Raw genomic sequence first — 15500 nt, 5'->3', positions numbered from 1 at the left:
ACAACGGGCTCGGGAACGCTAGAATCCCGGCCTTGTAAACGTTTTCATAAGGACAGCCGGTGGCCGCCGATCGCATCGAAACCCTCATTGCCCAGATGACCGTCGAAGAAAAAGTCGGCCAGCTGGGTGTGTTCGCGGACATGGTCCGGCCGTTCGCGCCGGATGTGAATCCGGAAGCGAACGTCAGCAACGCCGACCAGGTGCTGCAACAGGTCCGCGAAGGCAAGGTGGGGTCGCTGTTCAACGGCGTGGGCGTGGAAGCCGGCCGCCGCATCCAGCAGGTGGCGCTGGAAGAGAGCCGCCTGGGCATCCCGGTGATCCTGGCAGCCGATGTCATCCACGGCATGCGCACCGTGTTCCCGATCCCGCTGGGCGAGGCCGCGAGCTTCGAGCCGGAGCTGGCCGAGCGCACCGCGCGCGCCACGGCGGTGGAAGCCACTGCCGCGGGCCTGCACTGGACGTATGCGCCGGCGGTGGACATTGCCCGCGACCAGCGCTGGGGCCGTGGCGCCGAGGGTGCCGGTGAAGACGTGGTGCTGGGCTGTGCGTTCGCCGCCGCCCGCGTGCGCGGCTTCCAGGGCCCGGACCTGCGTGCGGCCGATGCGCTGCTGGCCACGCCGAAGCACTTTGCCGCCTATGGCGCGGTGATGGCCGGCATGGAATACAACATGGTCGACATCTCCCCGCAGACTCTGCGCGATGTCCACCTGCCGCCGTTCAAGGCGGCCTTCGAGGCCGGCGCGCTCACCGTGATGTCGTCCTTCAACGACATCAACGGCGTGCCCGCCAGCGCCAATGCCGAACTGCTGACCGACATCCTGCGCGGCGAATGGCAGTTCCCGGGCGTGGTGATCTCCGATTACACCGCCGACATGGAACTGGTCGCCCACGGTTATGCCGCCGACGACCGTGATGCCACCGCCAAGGCGTTCACCGCCGGGTTGGACCTGAGCATGCAGAGCGGCTTCTACGCCGAACACCTGCCGGGCCTGGTCGCCAGTGGCGAGGTGCCGATGGCCACGCTGGATGAATCGGTGCGCCGCATCCTCAGGCTGAAGGAAGCGATTGGCCTGTTCGACGATCCCTACCGCTCGCTGGATCTGGCGCGTGAAGCCGATACCGCGCACATCGCCGCGCACGACGCGCTGTCGCGCGATGCCGCGCGCCGCTCGATCGTGCTCCTGAAGAACGACGGCGACGTGCTGCCGCTGAAGAAGGCCGGGCAGAAGATCGCGCTGATCGGTCCGTTCGTGCAGGACCGCGACAACATCGAAGGCTGCTGGACGCTGTTCGGCGACAAGTCGCGCTATGTCACGCTGGAAGCCGGCGTACGCGCGGCCATCAGCGATGAGGCCCTGCTGGACATCGTCCCGGGCTGCGCGCTGGAAGCGCCCCTGCAGGACGGCATCGAACAGGCCGTGGCCGCTGCGCTGCGCGCCGATGTGGTGGTGCTGGCGCTGGGCGAACCGCAGCGCTACAGCGGTGAGGCGCAGTCGCGGGTGGAGATCACCCTGCCGCCGGCGCAGCAGGCGCTCGCCGAAGCGGTGGCGATGACCGGCAAGCCGCTGGTGGTGCTGCTGCGCAATGGCCGTGCGCTGGCGCTGCAGGGGGCCGTCCGCAACGCGCAGGCGGTGGCGGTGACCTGGTACCTGGGCACCCAGACCGGGCCGGCCGTGGCCGATGTGCTGTTCGGCGACTACAACCCGTCCGGCCGTCTGCCGGTGAGCTTCCCGCAGGTGTCCGGCCAGCAGCCCTTCTTCTACAACCATCCGCGCACCGGTCGCCCGGAACTGCCGACCATGTCGGAGTTCAAGGCGCGCTGGCGCGAGATTCCCAACGCGGCGCTGTACCCGTTCGGCCACGGCCTGGGCTACACCACCTTCGACTACGGTGTGCCGCAGTTGAGCAGCAAGACGCTGGGCTGGGACGACACGCTGACCATCACCACCACGGTGACCAACACCGGCGCGGTGGCCGGCGAAGAAGTGGTGCAGTTGTACATCCACGACCGCGTCGCCAGCCGCGTACGTCCGGTGCGCGAGCTGAAAGACTTCCGCAAGGTGGCCCTGCAGCCGGGGCAGAGCACGCAGGTGCAGTTCACCCTGGATCGCCATGCGCTCGGGTTCACCGGTCGCGACGGCGTGTTCGGCGCCGAACCGGGGCAGTTCGACCTGTGGGTGTGCGCCTCTTCGGCCAGCGGCGAGCCGGTGATCTTCGAACTGCTCGCCGGTTGATCGGCGGTGCCGGCGGCTGGCCGGCACCGCGCTCGTCATCCTTGGCTGACGGCGCCGGCGATAGGCTGGCAATCCGGCTGAACCGATGGAGCGTCCGATGCGCCTGATCCCATTCCTGGTCCCCACGCTGTTGCTGGCTGCCTGTTCGCAGCCGGCATCGCCACCGGCAGAGACGGCCGCCACGTCGCCACCGGTGGCCAGCACCGCGCCACCCGACGAGGCGCCAGCGGCCGGCCTGTCGCCGGATGCGGTGGAACCGGCCGCCGATGCAGCGCCGCCGCCCGCCGCCCCCGCGCCTGCCGCCGCCGCCGCCGCCGACGACGTGCGCCAGCGGATCGACCGTGTTCTCGGTGATGCCGCGCAGTACGAAGCGGTCTTCATCGCCTTCCAGAAGGCGGTCAATGGCGGCGACCGTGCCGCGGTGGTCGAGGAAGTCCGCTTCCCGTTGAAGATCGCCAACGGCGCCACGATCGCCGGCCCGGGCGAGTTCCAGCGCAATTACGAGCGCATCCTGACCCCGGCCGTGCGCAAGGCCATTGCCGCGCAGACCTTCGACACGGTGATGGTCAACCAGCAGGGGGTGATGATCGGCGACGGCCAGGTCTGGCTCAACGGCGCCTGCCTGGACACGGCCTGCAGCCGTACCGAGGTCAAGGTCGTCACCATCCAGTAGGGCAGTGCGCGGCCGCGCCCCCGCCAGACGGCGAGGGCGCCAGGCCAGTGCCGGCGCGGTGCCGGCGCTGCAGGATCAAGCTTTCGGGGTCAGCTTCAGCAGCTTGCCGTTGCTGCCGTCTTCCAGCAGCCAGATCGCGCCGTCGGGCCCTTGCTCCACTTCCCGGATGCGCTCACCCATGAGGAAGCGTTCGGCTTCGCGTGCGTTGTCGCCGTCGAAGGCCACCCGCACCAGCGAGGTCGACGACAGCCCGCCGATGAAGCCGCTGCCCTTCCACTGCGGGAACAGCGTCCCGGAGTAGATGATGAAACCGGCCGGCGAAATCACCGGCGTCCAGGTCACCTTCGGCGCGGCGAACTCGGGCCGGGTGCTGTGGTCGGGAATCTCGCGGCCGTCGTAGTGGTTGCCGTTGGAGACCACCGGGTAACCGTAGTTCGCGCCGCGCTCGATCAGGTTCAGCTCGTCGCCGCCGGCCGGGCCCATCTCGTGCACCCACAGCTTGCCGCGCGCGTCAAAGGCGATGCCCAGCGCGTTGCGATGGCCGAGCGACCACACCTGCGCGGCCACGCCACCCTGCGAGGCGAAGGGATTGTCGGCCGGCACGCTGCCGTCGTCGTTCAGCCGTACGATCTTGCCGAGATTGCCGCCCATGTCCTGCGCCGGATCGAACTTCTGGCGCTCGCTGGAGGTGATCCACAGCTTGCCGTCCGGCCCGAACGCCAGGCGGTGGCCGTAGTGTCCCTTGCCCTCGACCTTGGGGGTCTGCCGCCAGATCACCTTCAGATCCTGCAGCGCGCCGCTGCCGTCGGGCTGCAGCACCAGTCGCGCACGCGCCACGGCCGCGCCACGGGTGTCGCCTTGACCGGCCTCGGCATAGCTGACGTACAGCAGTTGATTGCGGGCGAAATCCGGATGCGGCAGGACATCGCCGAAGCCGCCCTGGCCGCCGTAGGCCACCGCGGGCACGCCGCTGATGGTGGCGCTGGTGCCGGTGGTGGGGTTGACGTGCTTGAGCGCGCCGCGCTTCTCGCTGACCAGCAGGCTGCCGTCAGGCAGGAAGCTCATCGCCCACGGCTCGTTGAAGGTGCCGACGGCGGTAGCGGTGAACGGCCAGTTCGCCTTTTCGACCGCAGGCGCGGTGGCCGTATCGGCGGCCACGCAGGCGGTGGTGAACAGGGCGGGGGTAAGGCTGATGGCGAGCGAGAGCAGCAGCTTGCGGGTCATGGAGTATCTCCGGAGGGGATGCGATGGCCAGATAGGCGTTGTACACCATGCCTGTCCTCGCCGCGTGCACCATACGTCATTCCCCGTATGCGCCAGTGCGTGGATCGGCTACCGTTGGCGCCAGCCGCCCGTGGGGCGGCCCCGCATCACTGTCTTCCAAGGGAGTTGGAATCATGAAGCAACAGGTACACAAACCGTCCGCCGCGTTCATCGCCGCCTCGTGGAGCGCGCTGCTGCTGGGCGCTGCTGCTTATCTGGTGGGCCTGTTCAACGCCGAGATGGCGCTCAACGAAAAGGGCTACTACCTCACCCTGCTGCTGTTCGGTCTGTTTGCGGCGGTGTCGCTGCAGAAGAGCGTGCGCGACAAGGCCGAGGCCATTCCCGTCAGCGGCCTGTACTACGCGCTGTGCTGGTTCGCCCTGCTGGCTTCGCTGCTGTTGCTGCTGGTGGGCTTGTGGAACGCCACCCTGCTGCTGAGCGAGAAGGGCTTCTACGGCATGGCCTTCGCGCTGGCGCTGTTCGGCGCCGTGGCCGTGCAGAAGAACACCCGCGACCTGATGGCCGCCAACGGCGCAACGCTGCCGCCGCTGCCGGCCCGGCCGGTCACGCCGCCCTCGCTGGACTGAGGGCGACGCCGGCTGGCTGCGCGGGCCGGTCAGGTCCCGCGCGGCACGCCCTTGTCCAGGTGCGCCTGGCGCAGGGCAGTGGATTCGTCCCAGCCACGGCGCACCGCATTGCGCGCCTGCGCCCAGGTCAGCCTGCTCTTGCCACGCTCCTGCGCCCAGCGCGTTTCCAGCTCGGCTTCAACTTCTTCGTACGCACGGATGATGTCGTCGGCGCGGGAGTAGTGGCCGAGCTGGTAGGCCGGCTCGTAATCGTCGAAGAACTGGCTCTGGTCATAGTACGGCTCGCTGGAGAACCGCTCGCGCCAGTAGTCCGACACGGCCTGGCGCGGCACGCCGTCTTCCGGCACCCGGCCGGGAATCTGGTAGTCAGGGCTCATCTGGTAGCTCCGGTGGGGTGAGGCATCACCGTAGCGGAGCACCGGTTAACGTCATGGGCCAGCGGAGTGAATGCCGCATCAAGCGTCGCGCGGCACATCAGCCCGCATTCCCGCGTGTCAACGCGTCGTCACGTCGCCTTGCGCGGCAGTCTGTAAATCACCGCGCCCACCGCGAAGGCGACCAGTGCCGCCGCAATGTTCTGCCAGCTCGCACTGGCGAACAATGCCAGGCACAGCACCAGCGCCAGCACCGGAATCAGCGGGCCGCCCGGCAGTTTCAGCGCCCCGGGGCGGTCGGCGAAACGCCGTGCCAATACCAGTACCGCCGCCGCTGTACCGATGTAGGCGAACAGACGCGTGGTCATCGACAGCAGCGCCAGCTGCACGAACGACCCGGACAACGCCAGCGCCAGCGCGATCACGCCCTGGGTGACAATGGCCGCCGCCGGTGTGCGGAAGCGCGGATGCACGTTGGCCAGCACCTTCGGCCCGTAGCCGTCGCGGGCCAGCGCGAACAGGAACCGCGGGCCCATCATCATGGTGTTGCTGTTGGTGCCCAGAATGGAGATGGTGGCACCCACCGTCAGGATCAGCGCCAGCGCTTCTCCCCCGAAACTGGACGCGGCATCGGCCAGCGGCGTCGGCGAGGTGGCCAGGTTGGCCAGCGTGCCCTGCGCCACCAGCTGTACCGCGCCATAGATGATGGTGACGCTGACGATCATGGTGATCAGCGCGAACGGGATGTCACGGCGCGGGTTCCTGTACTCGCCTGCGGCGGCCGGAATATTCTCGAAGCCGGCGTAGGCGTACAGCAGCAGCAGCGCCGCCTCGCCCATCCGTTGCAGGTCGTGCGGGTCCGGGCGGACGCCGGAGAAGGCCAGGTCCATGTCAACGTAGAACGCGCCGATCGCCACGAACAGCAGCAGCGGCAGCAGCTTGCCGATCACCAGGATTACCCCGGTGCGTGCGGCCGACCGAACGCCGGCCACGTTCACCGCGGTAAGGAAGCCCAGCGACACCACGATGATCGCAATGCGGCCGATGTCATGCCCGGCCCACGGCCAGAAGCGCGCCACCGCATCGGCCAGCGCATTGCTCAATGCGGCCGCCGAGCTGATCCGGGTCAGCCAGATCATCCAGCCGATCTCGAATCCGGCGAAGCGCCCGAAGGCCTCGCGTGCATACAGATAGCTGCCGCCGGGCTCATCGAAATAACTGGCCGCCTGGGCGTAGCACAGCACCAGCAGCGCCACCACGATGCCCGCAGCCACCACGCCCCACAGGCTGAACGGCCCGAGCAGCGCCACCGTGGCGGCCGGCAGGAGGTAGATGCCGCTGCCGATCACATCGTTGATCGACAGCCCGACGATCTGCCAGCGGCTGACCGCGCGTTCCAGCTGCGGTTCGGACGGGGCGCTCAATGCATCGCTCCGGTCAGGACCGGCAACTGCCACGGCACCTGCAGGTTGTCGTACTCCGTCTTCGGCAGCAGGATGAATGCCGCGCGCGTATCCGGCTTCAGCCAGGCCAGCAGGGCCTTCATGTGACGCGGCTCCATTGCCGTACAGCCGGCCGTGGCCTCGCCCGGGGTGCGCCAGAGGTGGGCGAAGATGCAGCTGCCCCTGCCAGGCGTACGGCTGCTGTTGTGCTCGATCACAAAGCCTTCGCGATAGCGCACATCGCCCTTGTTGTGCAGGTCCAGCCGCATCGGTTCGGTGGATCCTTCCACTGCGGCGGCACCGACGTCCTTCGCATCGACGATGCGGTTGTAGTGGGGCGAGGTGGGCACATCCATGCAGTAGTGGCTGGCCGTCATCGGCTGGTACGGCATCGCACTGGCGATCTTCGACGCATACCCGAACGCAGGGCCGATCTCGAAGATGCCGGCGGGGCTGCGCCCGTCGCCTTCCTGCTTCTGCGGCCCCTGATTGTGCAGCGACGCACGGCCCACGCCCCAGGCACTGCCGTTCCGCCCCACGGCCACGGTGAAGGCGGGGCCGTGCCTGCGCCACGGGCCACTGCTGCTCCGGCGTTCATAGGCCTGCAGCCGGCCCTGGGTGGCGTCCCAGCTGTCGGTGACCACCACGATGGCCTGCCGGCTGTGCGACAGCGGCGGCAACGGGGTGAGTGCGCCAGCCGGCAGCGCGGTGGCGAGAGCGGTGACGGCGAGGGCGGTACGCAGCAGCGGCAGCATCGTGGACTCCGGTAAACCAGGGGTCGATCAGGTGTCGATCAGGTGTTCGATCCGTTCCAGGTTCACCCCGAGCTGGCGATGGCGGTCCGGGTTGGCGTGGCACAACAGGACGAAGACGAAGTCGAGCAGGGACTGCAGCGAAGCACGGTACAGCAGCTGGGCGACGTGCGGGGCAGGGTCGTGCGCGCAGACCACCAGTGACCGGTCGGCATGCGCGCGCAGCGGATTGGCGCTGTGGCGGGTGATCGACACCACCTTGCCGCCCATGTCCTGGAACTGCCGCGACAGCTGGAACAGCTGCGGCAGCTTGCCGAACTCGGAGAACACCAGCATCGCATCACCGGCCCGTGCCGCCGACAGGTTGGCCATCATCAGGATCGGGTCGGCATGGTGCACCGTCAGCATGCCCAGCAGCGACAGCCGCATGGCGAATTCGCGCGCGTACAGGCCGTCGTCGCCCAGCCCATAGACGAATACCTTGGGCGCGCCATCGAGCAGCCGCACGATGGCCTCGACATCGGCCTGTGGATTGGCCAGGCCGGTCTCTTCCTCGGCGGCTGCCTTGCTCAGGCGCAGGCGTGCGGCGATGCCGGCGTAGTCGTCGTCGGCGCTTGGCGACGGCGGGCGGGCCTGTGGATCGTGGCCGGCGCGCGCCACCGCTTCGCCGATGGAGTATTTCAGGTCCGGGTAGCCCTTGAAGCCCAGCTTCTGGCTGAATTTGACCACGCTGGACTGGCTGATCCCCAGCGCACTGGCCAGCTGCTGGGACGAGTAGTCGCGCAGCAGGTGGGCATTGTCGAGGATGAAGTCGGCGATGCGGCGCTCGATCGCCGACATGTGGTCACGCTCGGAGCGGATTTTCACCAGGGGCGGCATGGGGCTCAGCGTGGGTCCGGTTGCAGAAAGGGTAAGCGGGATCAACGGACGGTGGTAGCGCCCGGCTGCGGCCTACCAGCGCGGCGGCGTGATCATCTCCAGTCCGCGCACTTCGGTGATCCCCAGCCCGGGCGCATCGCTGATGGTGATCTCCGATTCGTTGAAGTTGACCCCGCCGGTGACCGGGTTGAACTGCCCCAGCGAGGGACCGTCCAGGTCCACCTTGGTGATCACCTCGCTCTTGGCCACCGCCAGGTGCACGGCGGCCGCCACGCTGATGCTCGACTCGATCATGCAGCCGATCATGCACGGCACGCCGTAGATGGCGGCGATGTCGGCGATGCGGATCGCGTTGGAGAGCCCGCCGGTCTTCATCAGCTTGATGTTGATGATGTCCGCCGCGCGCTGCTGGATCAGGTCCACCACCTGGCCGGGATTGAACACGCTTTCGTCGGCCATCACCGGCGTGTTGACGCGGTCAGTCACGTACTTCAGCCCGCTGATGTCGGCCGCCTTGACCGGCTGTTCCAGCAGTTCCAGCACTACCCCGGCCTCTTCCAGCGTGCGCATCGCATACACGGCCTGCTTGGCGGTCCAGCCCTGGTTGGCGTCCAGGCGCAGCAGGGCGCGGCCCTGCACGGCGGCGTGGATCGCCTTGACCCGTTCGATATCCAGGCCGATATCCTTGCCGACCTTGATCTTCAGCGACTCGAAACCGCGGTCGATGGCCGACAGCGAATCGGCCACCATCTTGTCGATGTAGTCCACGCTGATGGTGATGTCGGTGGTGATCACCGGATCGCCACCGCCGAGCATGCGGTACAGCGGGGCGTTGTGCAGCTGCGCCCACAGGTCGTAGAGCGCGATCTCCACCGCCGCCTTGGCGCTGGTGTTGCGCTCCAGCGAGGACTGGACCAGGCCACACAGATGGTTGAGGTTGGCCACGTCCTGGCCGATCAGGCGCGGCTTGATGAAGGTGGTGATGGCCTCGATGATCGAGCCGTGGGTGTCGCCGGTGATCACCGCGGTGGCCGGCGCCTCGCCGTAGCCGGTGTGGCCACTGTCGGTACGTACCAGCACCACCACATCTTCCACGGTATCCACGGTGCGCAGCGCGGTCTTGAACGGGGTTTTCAGCGGCACGCGCAGCATGCCGAGTTCGATGTCGGTGATCTTCATTCAGGGGTCTTGGCTCGAATGCGCTGGATGTTGGTGATGCGGTCGATGTAGCTGGCGGTGTCGCTGGCCATCATCGGCTCCAGCGGTGTCACCGACACCCCGTTGAGATGTGCCTGCACCCGCGTGCCGTCGGCGCCGGACCAGCTGCCGCCGGCGGTGTCGTGGATCACCCAGGTGCGGCCGTCGAGGTGGCCGATGGTGACCATCACGTGGCCGGGGATGTAGACCAGGTCGCCGACCTGCAACTGCTGTACCGCCGCCTCGCGACGACCCTTGCCATCCTTCGCGTCGAAGGCGAGGCGGTCGAGTGCCGGGCTGACGGCCTGCGCGCTGGTGTTGCGCGGCACGAGCACGCCGACGCTGCGGTAGATCTCCGAAACGAAGCCGCTGCAGTCGCGGGTGTCGTAGTCGTGGCCCCAGCCGTAGCGCTCGCCGAGGAACTTGAAGGCCTGCTGCAACAGCGTGCGCGGGGTCAGCGGCAGGTAATCGGCCGCGCTGTCCTGCGAACGCGGCAGCAGCGCCGGTACCAGCGCCAGGCGGCCATCGGGGTCGCGCACCGGCATCTGCACCACGTGCGCGGCATGTGCCTGCTGGCCGTTGACCGGCGTATTGGCCGGCCAGTCGGCCAACACCGGCAGGCGCACGCCCATGTCCAGCTGCAGACGCGACACGCGCGGTTCTTCGGGCGTGTAGGCGGTGAACGCGGTGGCACCGGTAATCACCCGGTACGGGCCGTGCTGGCCGTAGCCGAGCACCGTCTCGGCATCGCCGATGCCAACGTAGCGCCGCTCGATCCAGGCCGAGTAGCGCTCGCTGGTGATGAACAGCCACTGCCCGTCGGCGCTTTCATGCAGTACCGCCACCGCATCGCCGGGGAACAGGGCCGACTCCTGGAAGCGGTCGATATCGGTGTCGCCCTGCGTGGTGAACACCCGCAACGTGGTCGGGAAGGCGCGCAGCGCGGCGCGATGGGTCACCAGGCCGTACTGCAGCGGGCGCTGGGCCGGCACCGCCTCCAGACCGAGGTTGGCCAGTGCGGCGCGGCGTTGTGCCTCGCTGATGGGCTTCCCCTCCACGCCATACAGCGGCTTGGTCGGCCAGCGCGACAGCGCCTGGATGTCGGCCAGCACCCGCGCGCGCGACAGCTGCGCCGGCAGGGCGCGCAGGTCGTGAATGGACGGGTCGGTGGCGCGCATGCGCGCGTTCTGCGCGGCGATGCCGGCACGGTCGAGGATCACGCGGTCCGGGTCAGGCAGGCGAGCGGCCCAGAACGCCGGGTCCAGGTACGCCTCGCGCAGGCCGATCACACCCAGGGTGTCGGCGGCCGAGGCGGCAGGCGGCGGGGCATCGGCGGCACCGGCCGTGCCGCCGGCCAACAGCGTCAGCAGCAACGCGCGGGCCAGCCACGGGGTCCGCACGGGGCGGCAGGGGGAAGCCAGGATCATGGAGCGGTCACCCTCCTCGGAAGCGTCAGGAATATTTATTCCTTTTTTCATGGAAAGCAAGAATAAATTATTGACCGACTTCCCACCTCGTGTTACACAGCGATTACCACCCGCACCTTGGGAAGTGTCGCTGTGGATCCTGCTTCGCGCAAACCGTCTTCATGCCGTCGTGCCGTCTGGCGCACCGTTGCCTGCCTGCTGCTGGCGCTGCCCCCGCTGTGGGCCGCGGCGGCCGTGCCGTTGCCGCAGGTGATCGCGCAGATCGACCGTGGCGCGTTCGCCGAAGCCGATACCGCCATTGCCGCTGCGCTGCAGGACGCCACGCTGGGCACGGCCGCGCGTGAGGACTACGCCTTCCAGCGCGAACGCATGGCGCGCATCCGGCTCGACTTCACTCTGGATGCCGAGGCCGCCAAGACGCAGGTGCGCCGGCAGATTCCGGACCTGCGCGACGACGAGTTCGCGCGCTGGGACGCGGCCGGGCTGATCGAGCACCTCGATATTGATGGACAGCGGCGCTACTTCAAGCGCGCACCGTCCAATCTGTTCCGGGTCAGCGCGGAGGCACGCGCGCGTCGGGCGCCCTCGGTACCGGACCCGGTCGATGGCCCCTACGAACACCTCGGCCCGCACCACCACGAGATTGTCGCGGCCGCGCGCGCCAGCGGCGCCACCAGCCTGGTGCCGCGCCGGGTCGAGGTCACCCAGTCGCTGGTGGTCAAGGCCGATGCCGTACCTGCCGGCGAGACCGTGCGGGCGTGGATTCCGTATCCGCGTGCGATCCCCGGCCAGCAGCAGGACATCCAGTGGATCGCCAGCACGCCGGCCGGCGCGCGCATCGCCCCGGAGGCGACGCTGCAGCGCACCGCCTACCTGGAGCAAACCGCCGTGGCCGGCACGCCCACCGCCTTCCAGATCCGCTACGCGGTCACTGTGTACGCGCGGCATGTCCCGATCGACCCGGCCAAGGTGCTGCCCACCCCGGACGATCCGGCGTTGCAGCCCTACCTGGCCGAACGCGCGCCGCACATGGTGTTCACACCTGCGCTGCGCGCGTTCTCGCAGCGCGTGGTGGGCGCCGAAACCAACCCCTACCGCATCGTGCAGCGGCTGTTCGACGCGGTCGACCGGATCCCGTGGGCGGGCGCACGGGAATACTCCACGATTTCCAACATCAGCGACTACGCCCTGCATGCCGGCCACGCCGATTGCGGCCAGCAGACGCTGCTGCTGATGACCCTGCTGCGTCTCAACGGCATTCCGTCGCGCTGGCAGTCCGGCATGGTCTATTCCGATGACGCCGTGGGCTACAACAACCTGCATGACTGGGGTGCGGTGTACCTGGCGCCATACGGCTGGGTGCCGATGGACGTGACCACCGGCCGCCTGGACAGTCCCGAGCCCGCGCTGCGCGACTTCTACCTCGGTGGCCTGGATGCCTACCGCATCGCCTTCAACGACGACTATGCCCAACCGCTGGTGCCGGCCAAGCAGCACGCCCGATCGGAGACCGTGGATTCCCAGCGCGGCGAAGCGGAGTGGTCCGGCGGCAATCTGTATTTCGATCAATGGAACTACGACTTCCAGTCGCACGTGGTGCCGCTGGAGGCCGCGCGGTAATCGGCGGTATCCCTGATTCAACATCTGCAGGAGAGAGCAGGCAATGAAGGTGAATCGATTGAAGCGGGCGGCGCTGTGCGTCGCACTGGGGGCGTGTCTGGGCAGCGTGGCACCGATGGCGCTGGCGCAGGACGGTGCGGTGGTAGGCAAGCTCGTCACCGATGGCGGGCAGGCGCTGGACAACGCCACGGTGACCGTACGCAATCCGTCCACCGGCTTTGTGCGCTCGGTGAAGGCCGATGCCAATGGCGGCTATCGCATCCCGCTGTTGCCGGTGGGTACCTACGATCTTGAGGTGTCGGTTGGCGGTGGCGCTGCCACACGCGTCGGCCAGGTGGATGTCGGCCTGGGCAACACCACCACGGTCAACGTACCGGTCAGTGGCGTGAACACGCTGGGCACGGTGGAAGTGCGCGCACCGCAGGTGGTGTCGATGGTGGACGTGAAGTCCACCGAATCGGCCACCAATATCACCCGCGAAGTACTCTCGCGCCTGCCGGTGGACCGCGATATCACCGCCGTAGCGCTGCTGGCGCCCGGCGCGGTGAAGGGCAAGGGCTCGCTGGGCGGGCAGGGCATCTCCTTCGGTGGCTCCTCGGTGGCCGAGAACACCGTCTACATCAACGGCCTGAATGTCACCGACTTCTATAACCGTGTCGGCTTCTCCTCGGTGCCGTTTGCGTTTTACCAGGAATTCCAGGTCAAGACCGGCGGCTATTCGGTGGAGTTCGGGCGCAGCACCGGCGGTGTGATCAACGCCGTGACCCGTTCGGGCAGCAACGACTTCAAGGCCGGTGCCGAACTGGTGCTGGAACCGCGCGCCTGGCAGTCGCAGGCGCGCGACCGCTACGACGCCGACGGCAGCCGCTACATCACCGCCAGCCGCGATGACTATTCGCGCAGTGCGCTGAACGTATTCGCGTCCGGTGCGCTGGTGCAGGACAAGCTGTTCTTCTTCGGCATGTACGAAGCGCGCGACTACAGGCCCAACTCCACCAACGATGCCGGCACCGTGCTCAACCGCGGCACCGCAGACGACCCGTTCTGGGGCGGCAAGCTCGACTGGCAGATCACCGACAACCAGATGCTGTCGCTGTTCGGCTTCTCCGACAAGAGCGACACCGTCACCGACGTCTACCGCTACAACTACGACACCGGCCTGGCCGAGGGCGACCGCACCAACCAGATCTACAACACCGTGGGCGGCACCAACTGGTCGGGCACCTACAGCTGGCAGGTCAACGACACGCTGACCATGAAGCTGATGTACGGCGAGAACAAGCGCAACCGCTCGCAGAGCAGTCTGATGGACGAGAACTGCAACCGCGTGTTCGACAACCGCACCGCCAGCCAGGGCGTGCCCACCGATCTGCAGGGCGACCGCAGCTGCACCAGCAGCTCGCAGCTGGAGTCGGCACTGGACACCCGCAAGGCCGGCCGCGCCGACTTCGAATGGTCCATCGGCAACCACCTGCTGCGCTTCGGCCTGGACCGCGAGGAGAACACCTCCGATTACGAGCGCGCCTACCCCGGCCCGGGCGGTCTGCGCTACGACGTGTACTACCGCACCCCCGGCAGCTCGCTCAATGGCGGCGTGGTGCCGGCCAGCGGTCTGGTCGTGCGTACCCGCCGCTATGAAGTGGCCGGCTCGTTCGAGACCATCAACTCGGCTTACTACCTCGAAGACAACTGGCAGGTCACGCCGAATTTCCTGCTCAACATCGGCGCGCGCATGGAAGGCTTCGACAACAAGGGCGGCGACGGCGACAGCTACATCAAAATCGACGACATGATCGCCCCACGCCTGGGCTTCTCCTGGGACATGCGCGGCGACGGCACCACCAAGGTGTTCGGCAACCTTGGGCGCTACTTCCTGCCGGTGGCCAATGTCATCAACATCAAACAGGCCGGCGGCTTCCTCGACGAGCGCACCTGGTACGAGTTCCTCGGCTACAGCGGTGCCTCCAACAACGTGCCCTACCTGGGGGGGCAGATCGGCCCCGTCGACAACTCGCAGGGCGATGGCAGCGTTCCGGACCTGCGCGCCGAGGTGAACCGCGACATGGACCCGGTGTACCAGGACGAGGCGATCCTGGGCTTCCAGCACATGCTCAGCGAATCCTGGTCGGTGGCCGCCAGCGTCACCTACCGCCGCCTGCACAACGCCATCGATGACATGAACATCACCGCCACCGCCCAGTGCGGTGCGGTGGACAGCGTGTGGATCATGGGCAATCCCGGCCGCACCAACACCGTGTGGGGCGACAGCGACTGCGACGGCAGCAACGATGCATGGATCGACATCGACACCTCGCGCGAAGGCTGGGCGCTGTACGACGACGATGGCAACTATGTAGGGCAGCGCGGCTGGGTCAAGCCCAAGCGCGACTACAAGGCGCTGGAACTGCAGGTCGACCGCGCCTGGGATGGCGTGTGGGGCTTCAATGCGTCCTACACCCTGGCCTACGGCCGCGGCAACGCCGAAGGTCCGGTCAACTCCGATACCGACTTCGCCGATTCGGGGCGTACCGAGAACTTCGACAACCCGTGGGTGAACTACCGCGGCTACGGCTACCTGGCCAACGACCGCCGCCACCAGTTCAAGTTCCGCGGCAGCTACGCGGTGACCGGGAACCTGACCGTGGCCGCCACCCTGGGCGTTCAGTCGGGCAGCCCGATCACCCGCTTCGGCGCCGGCAACCCGTTCGACGACACCGACTTCCACAGCTACTACGTGTGCGTGGCCAACTGCCAGGCGTCGGTGCCGCCGTCCGAGCGCGTATTCGTGCATTCGCCGCGCGGTGGCGATGGCCGCACCCCGTGGACCTACGATCTGGACCTGAGCGTGGCCTACAAGGTTCCGGTGCCGCTGGATCTGCGCGTCAAGCTGGCGGTGTACAACGTGCTCAACCAGCAGCGCACCGTGTCGGTGGACCAGGATTACGAGCCGCAGGACAGCATCGGCACGCCCAATCCGCTGTACGGTTTCGGCACCGGGTTCCAGTCGCCGCGCTACGCGCAGTTGACGGTGACCTGGAACTACTGAGTCCCC

General features: G+C 67.8%; 12 protein-coding genes. 5 read left to right on the top strand and 7 right to left on the bottom strand.

Going from position 1 to position 15500, the window contains the following annotated elements:
• Positions 1-59 precede the first annotated feature (59 nt).
• Together ACPEH1_RS13530 and ACPEH1_RS13525 are read left to right on the top strand one after the other, a co-directional pair.
• Entirely contained in the window at positions 60-2234 is a 2175-nt protein-coding gene (locus ACPEH1_RS13530) for a glycoside hydrolase family 3 N-terminal domain-containing protein (protein ID WP_423715923.1), read from the top strand.
• Between the two features lie 97 nt (positions 2235-2331).
• A complete protein-coding gene (locus ACPEH1_RS13525; RefSeq protein WP_166472527.1) occupies positions 2332-2907 on the top strand; it encodes a hypothetical protein in 576 nt (191 codons plus the stop codon).
• A 75-nt stretch (positions 2908-2982) separates the two neighbouring features.
• Here the strand turns inward: ACPEH1_RS13525 and ACPEH1_RS13520 are convergent, their stop codons facing one another.
• Complete coding sequence (locus ACPEH1_RS13520; RefSeq protein WP_153164990.1) at positions 2983-4131, bottom strand: PQQ-dependent sugar dehydrogenase; 1149 nt, start codon at positions 4129-4131, stop codon at positions 2983-2985.
• A gap of 173 nt (positions 4132-4304) precedes the next feature.
• On the opposite strand from ACPEH1_RS13520, the gene yiaA reads away from it, so the two are divergent.
• Complete coding sequence (gene yiaA / locus ACPEH1_RS13515) at positions 4305-4757, top strand: inner membrane protein YiaA (protein WP_017357500.1); 453 nt, start codon at positions 4305-4307, stop codon at positions 4755-4757.
• 29 nt (positions 4758-4786) lie between these two features.
• On the opposite strand, the gene ACPEH1_RS13510 is transcribed toward yiaA, so the two are convergent.
• The 6 genes from ACPEH1_RS13510 to ACPEH1_RS13485 form a co-directional block, all read right to left on the bottom strand.
• Entirely contained in the window at positions 4787-5134 is a 348-nt protein-coding gene (locus ACPEH1_RS13510) for a hypothetical protein (RefSeq protein ID WP_017357501.1), read from the bottom strand.
• 128 nt (positions 5135-5262) lie between these two features.
• Positions 5263-6555: an APC family permease gene (locus ACPEH1_RS13505; protein WP_017357502.1), complete on the bottom strand. Its 1293-nt coding sequence runs from the start codon at positions 6553-6555 to the stop codon at positions 5263-5265.
• Positions 6552-7328: a L,D-transpeptidase family protein gene (locus ACPEH1_RS13500; RefSeq protein ID WP_136007074.1), complete on the bottom strand. Its 777-nt coding sequence runs from the start codon at positions 7326-7328 to the stop codon at positions 6552-6554. Before ACPEH1_RS13500 ends, ACPEH1_RS13505 begins: the two co-directional genes overlap by 4 nt.
• Positions 7329-7355: 27 nt before the next feature.
• Positions 7356-8204, bottom strand: coding sequence for a MurR/RpiR family transcriptional regulator (locus tag ACPEH1_RS13495; protein WP_017357504.1), 849 nt, complete (start codon positions 8202-8204; stop codon positions 7356-7358).
• A gap of 72 nt (positions 8205-8276) precedes the next feature.
• Positions 8277-9383, bottom strand: a complete 1107-nt coding sequence (locus tag ACPEH1_RS13490) for a dipeptide epimerase (RefSeq protein ID WP_017357505.1) — start codon at positions 9381-9383, stop codon at positions 8277-8279.
• Positions 9380-10828: an SH3 domain-containing protein gene (locus ACPEH1_RS13485; protein ID WP_423715922.1), complete on the bottom strand. Its 1449-nt coding sequence runs from the start codon at positions 10826-10828 to the stop codon at positions 9380-9382. Before ACPEH1_RS13485 ends, ACPEH1_RS13490 begins: the two co-directional genes overlap by 4 nt.
• 132 nt (positions 10829-10960) lie before the next feature.
• Here ACPEH1_RS13485 and ACPEH1_RS13480 point away from each other — a divergent pair, with 132 nt between their 5' ends.
• Positions 10961-12448: a transglutaminase-like domain-containing protein gene (locus ACPEH1_RS13480; RefSeq protein ID WP_166472530.1), complete on the top strand. Its 1488-nt coding sequence runs from the start codon at positions 10961-10963 to the stop codon at positions 12446-12448.
• 43 nt (positions 12449-12491) lie between these two features.
• A complete protein-coding gene (locus tag ACPEH1_RS13475; RefSeq protein ID WP_423715921.1) occupies positions 12492-15494 on the top strand; it encodes a TonB-dependent receptor in 3003 nt (1000 codons plus the stop codon).
• Positions 15495-15500: the final 6 nt, after the last annotated feature.

This window comes from Stenotrophomonas sp. NPDC077421 (assembly GCF_049545505.1).
GTDB lineage: Bacteria > Pseudomonadota > Gammaproteobacteria > Xanthomonadales > Xanthomonadaceae > Stenotrophomonas > Stenotrophomonas nematodicola.
This window is presented reverse-complemented; position numbering and strand designations above follow the sequence as displayed.

Bases quoted from the DNA above. Each gene is read 5' to 3' on its own strand.
- ACPEH1_RS13525 (WP_166472527.1), top strand. From the start codon at position 2,332: ATGCGCCTGATCCCATTCCTGGTCCCCACGCTGTTGCTGGCTGCCTGT.
- ACPEH1_RS13520 (WP_153164990.1), bottom strand. From the start codon at position 4,131: ATGACCCGCAAGCTGCTGCTCTCGCTCGCCATCAGCCTTACCCCCGCC.
- yiaA (WP_017357500.1), top strand. From the start codon at position 4,305: ATGAAGCAACAGGTACACAAACCGTCCGCCGCGTTCATCGCCGCCTCG.
- ACPEH1_RS13510 (WP_017357501.1), bottom strand. From the start codon at position 5,134: ATGAGCCCTGACTACCAGATTCCCGGCCGGGTGCCGGAAGACGGCGTG.
- ACPEH1_RS13500 (WP_136007074.1), bottom strand. From the start codon at position 7,328: ATGCTGCCGCTGCTGCGTACCGCCCTCGCCGTCACCGCTCTCGCCACC.
- ACPEH1_RS13495 (WP_017357504.1), bottom strand. From the start codon at position 8,204: ATGCCGCCCCTGGTGAAAATCCGCTCCGAGCGTGACCACATGTCGGCG.
- ACPEH1_RS13490 (WP_017357505.1), bottom strand. From the start codon at position 9,383: ATGAAGATCACCGACATCGAACTCGGCATGCTGCGCGTGCCGCTGAAA.
- ACPEH1_RS13485 (WP_423715922.1), bottom strand. From the start codon at position 10,828: ATGATCCTGGCTTCCCCCTGCCGCCCCGTGCGGACCCCGTGGCTGGCC.
- ACPEH1_RS13475 (WP_423715921.1), top strand. From the start codon at position 12,492: ATGAAGGTGAATCGATTGAAGCGGGCGGCGCTGTGCGTCGCACTGGGG.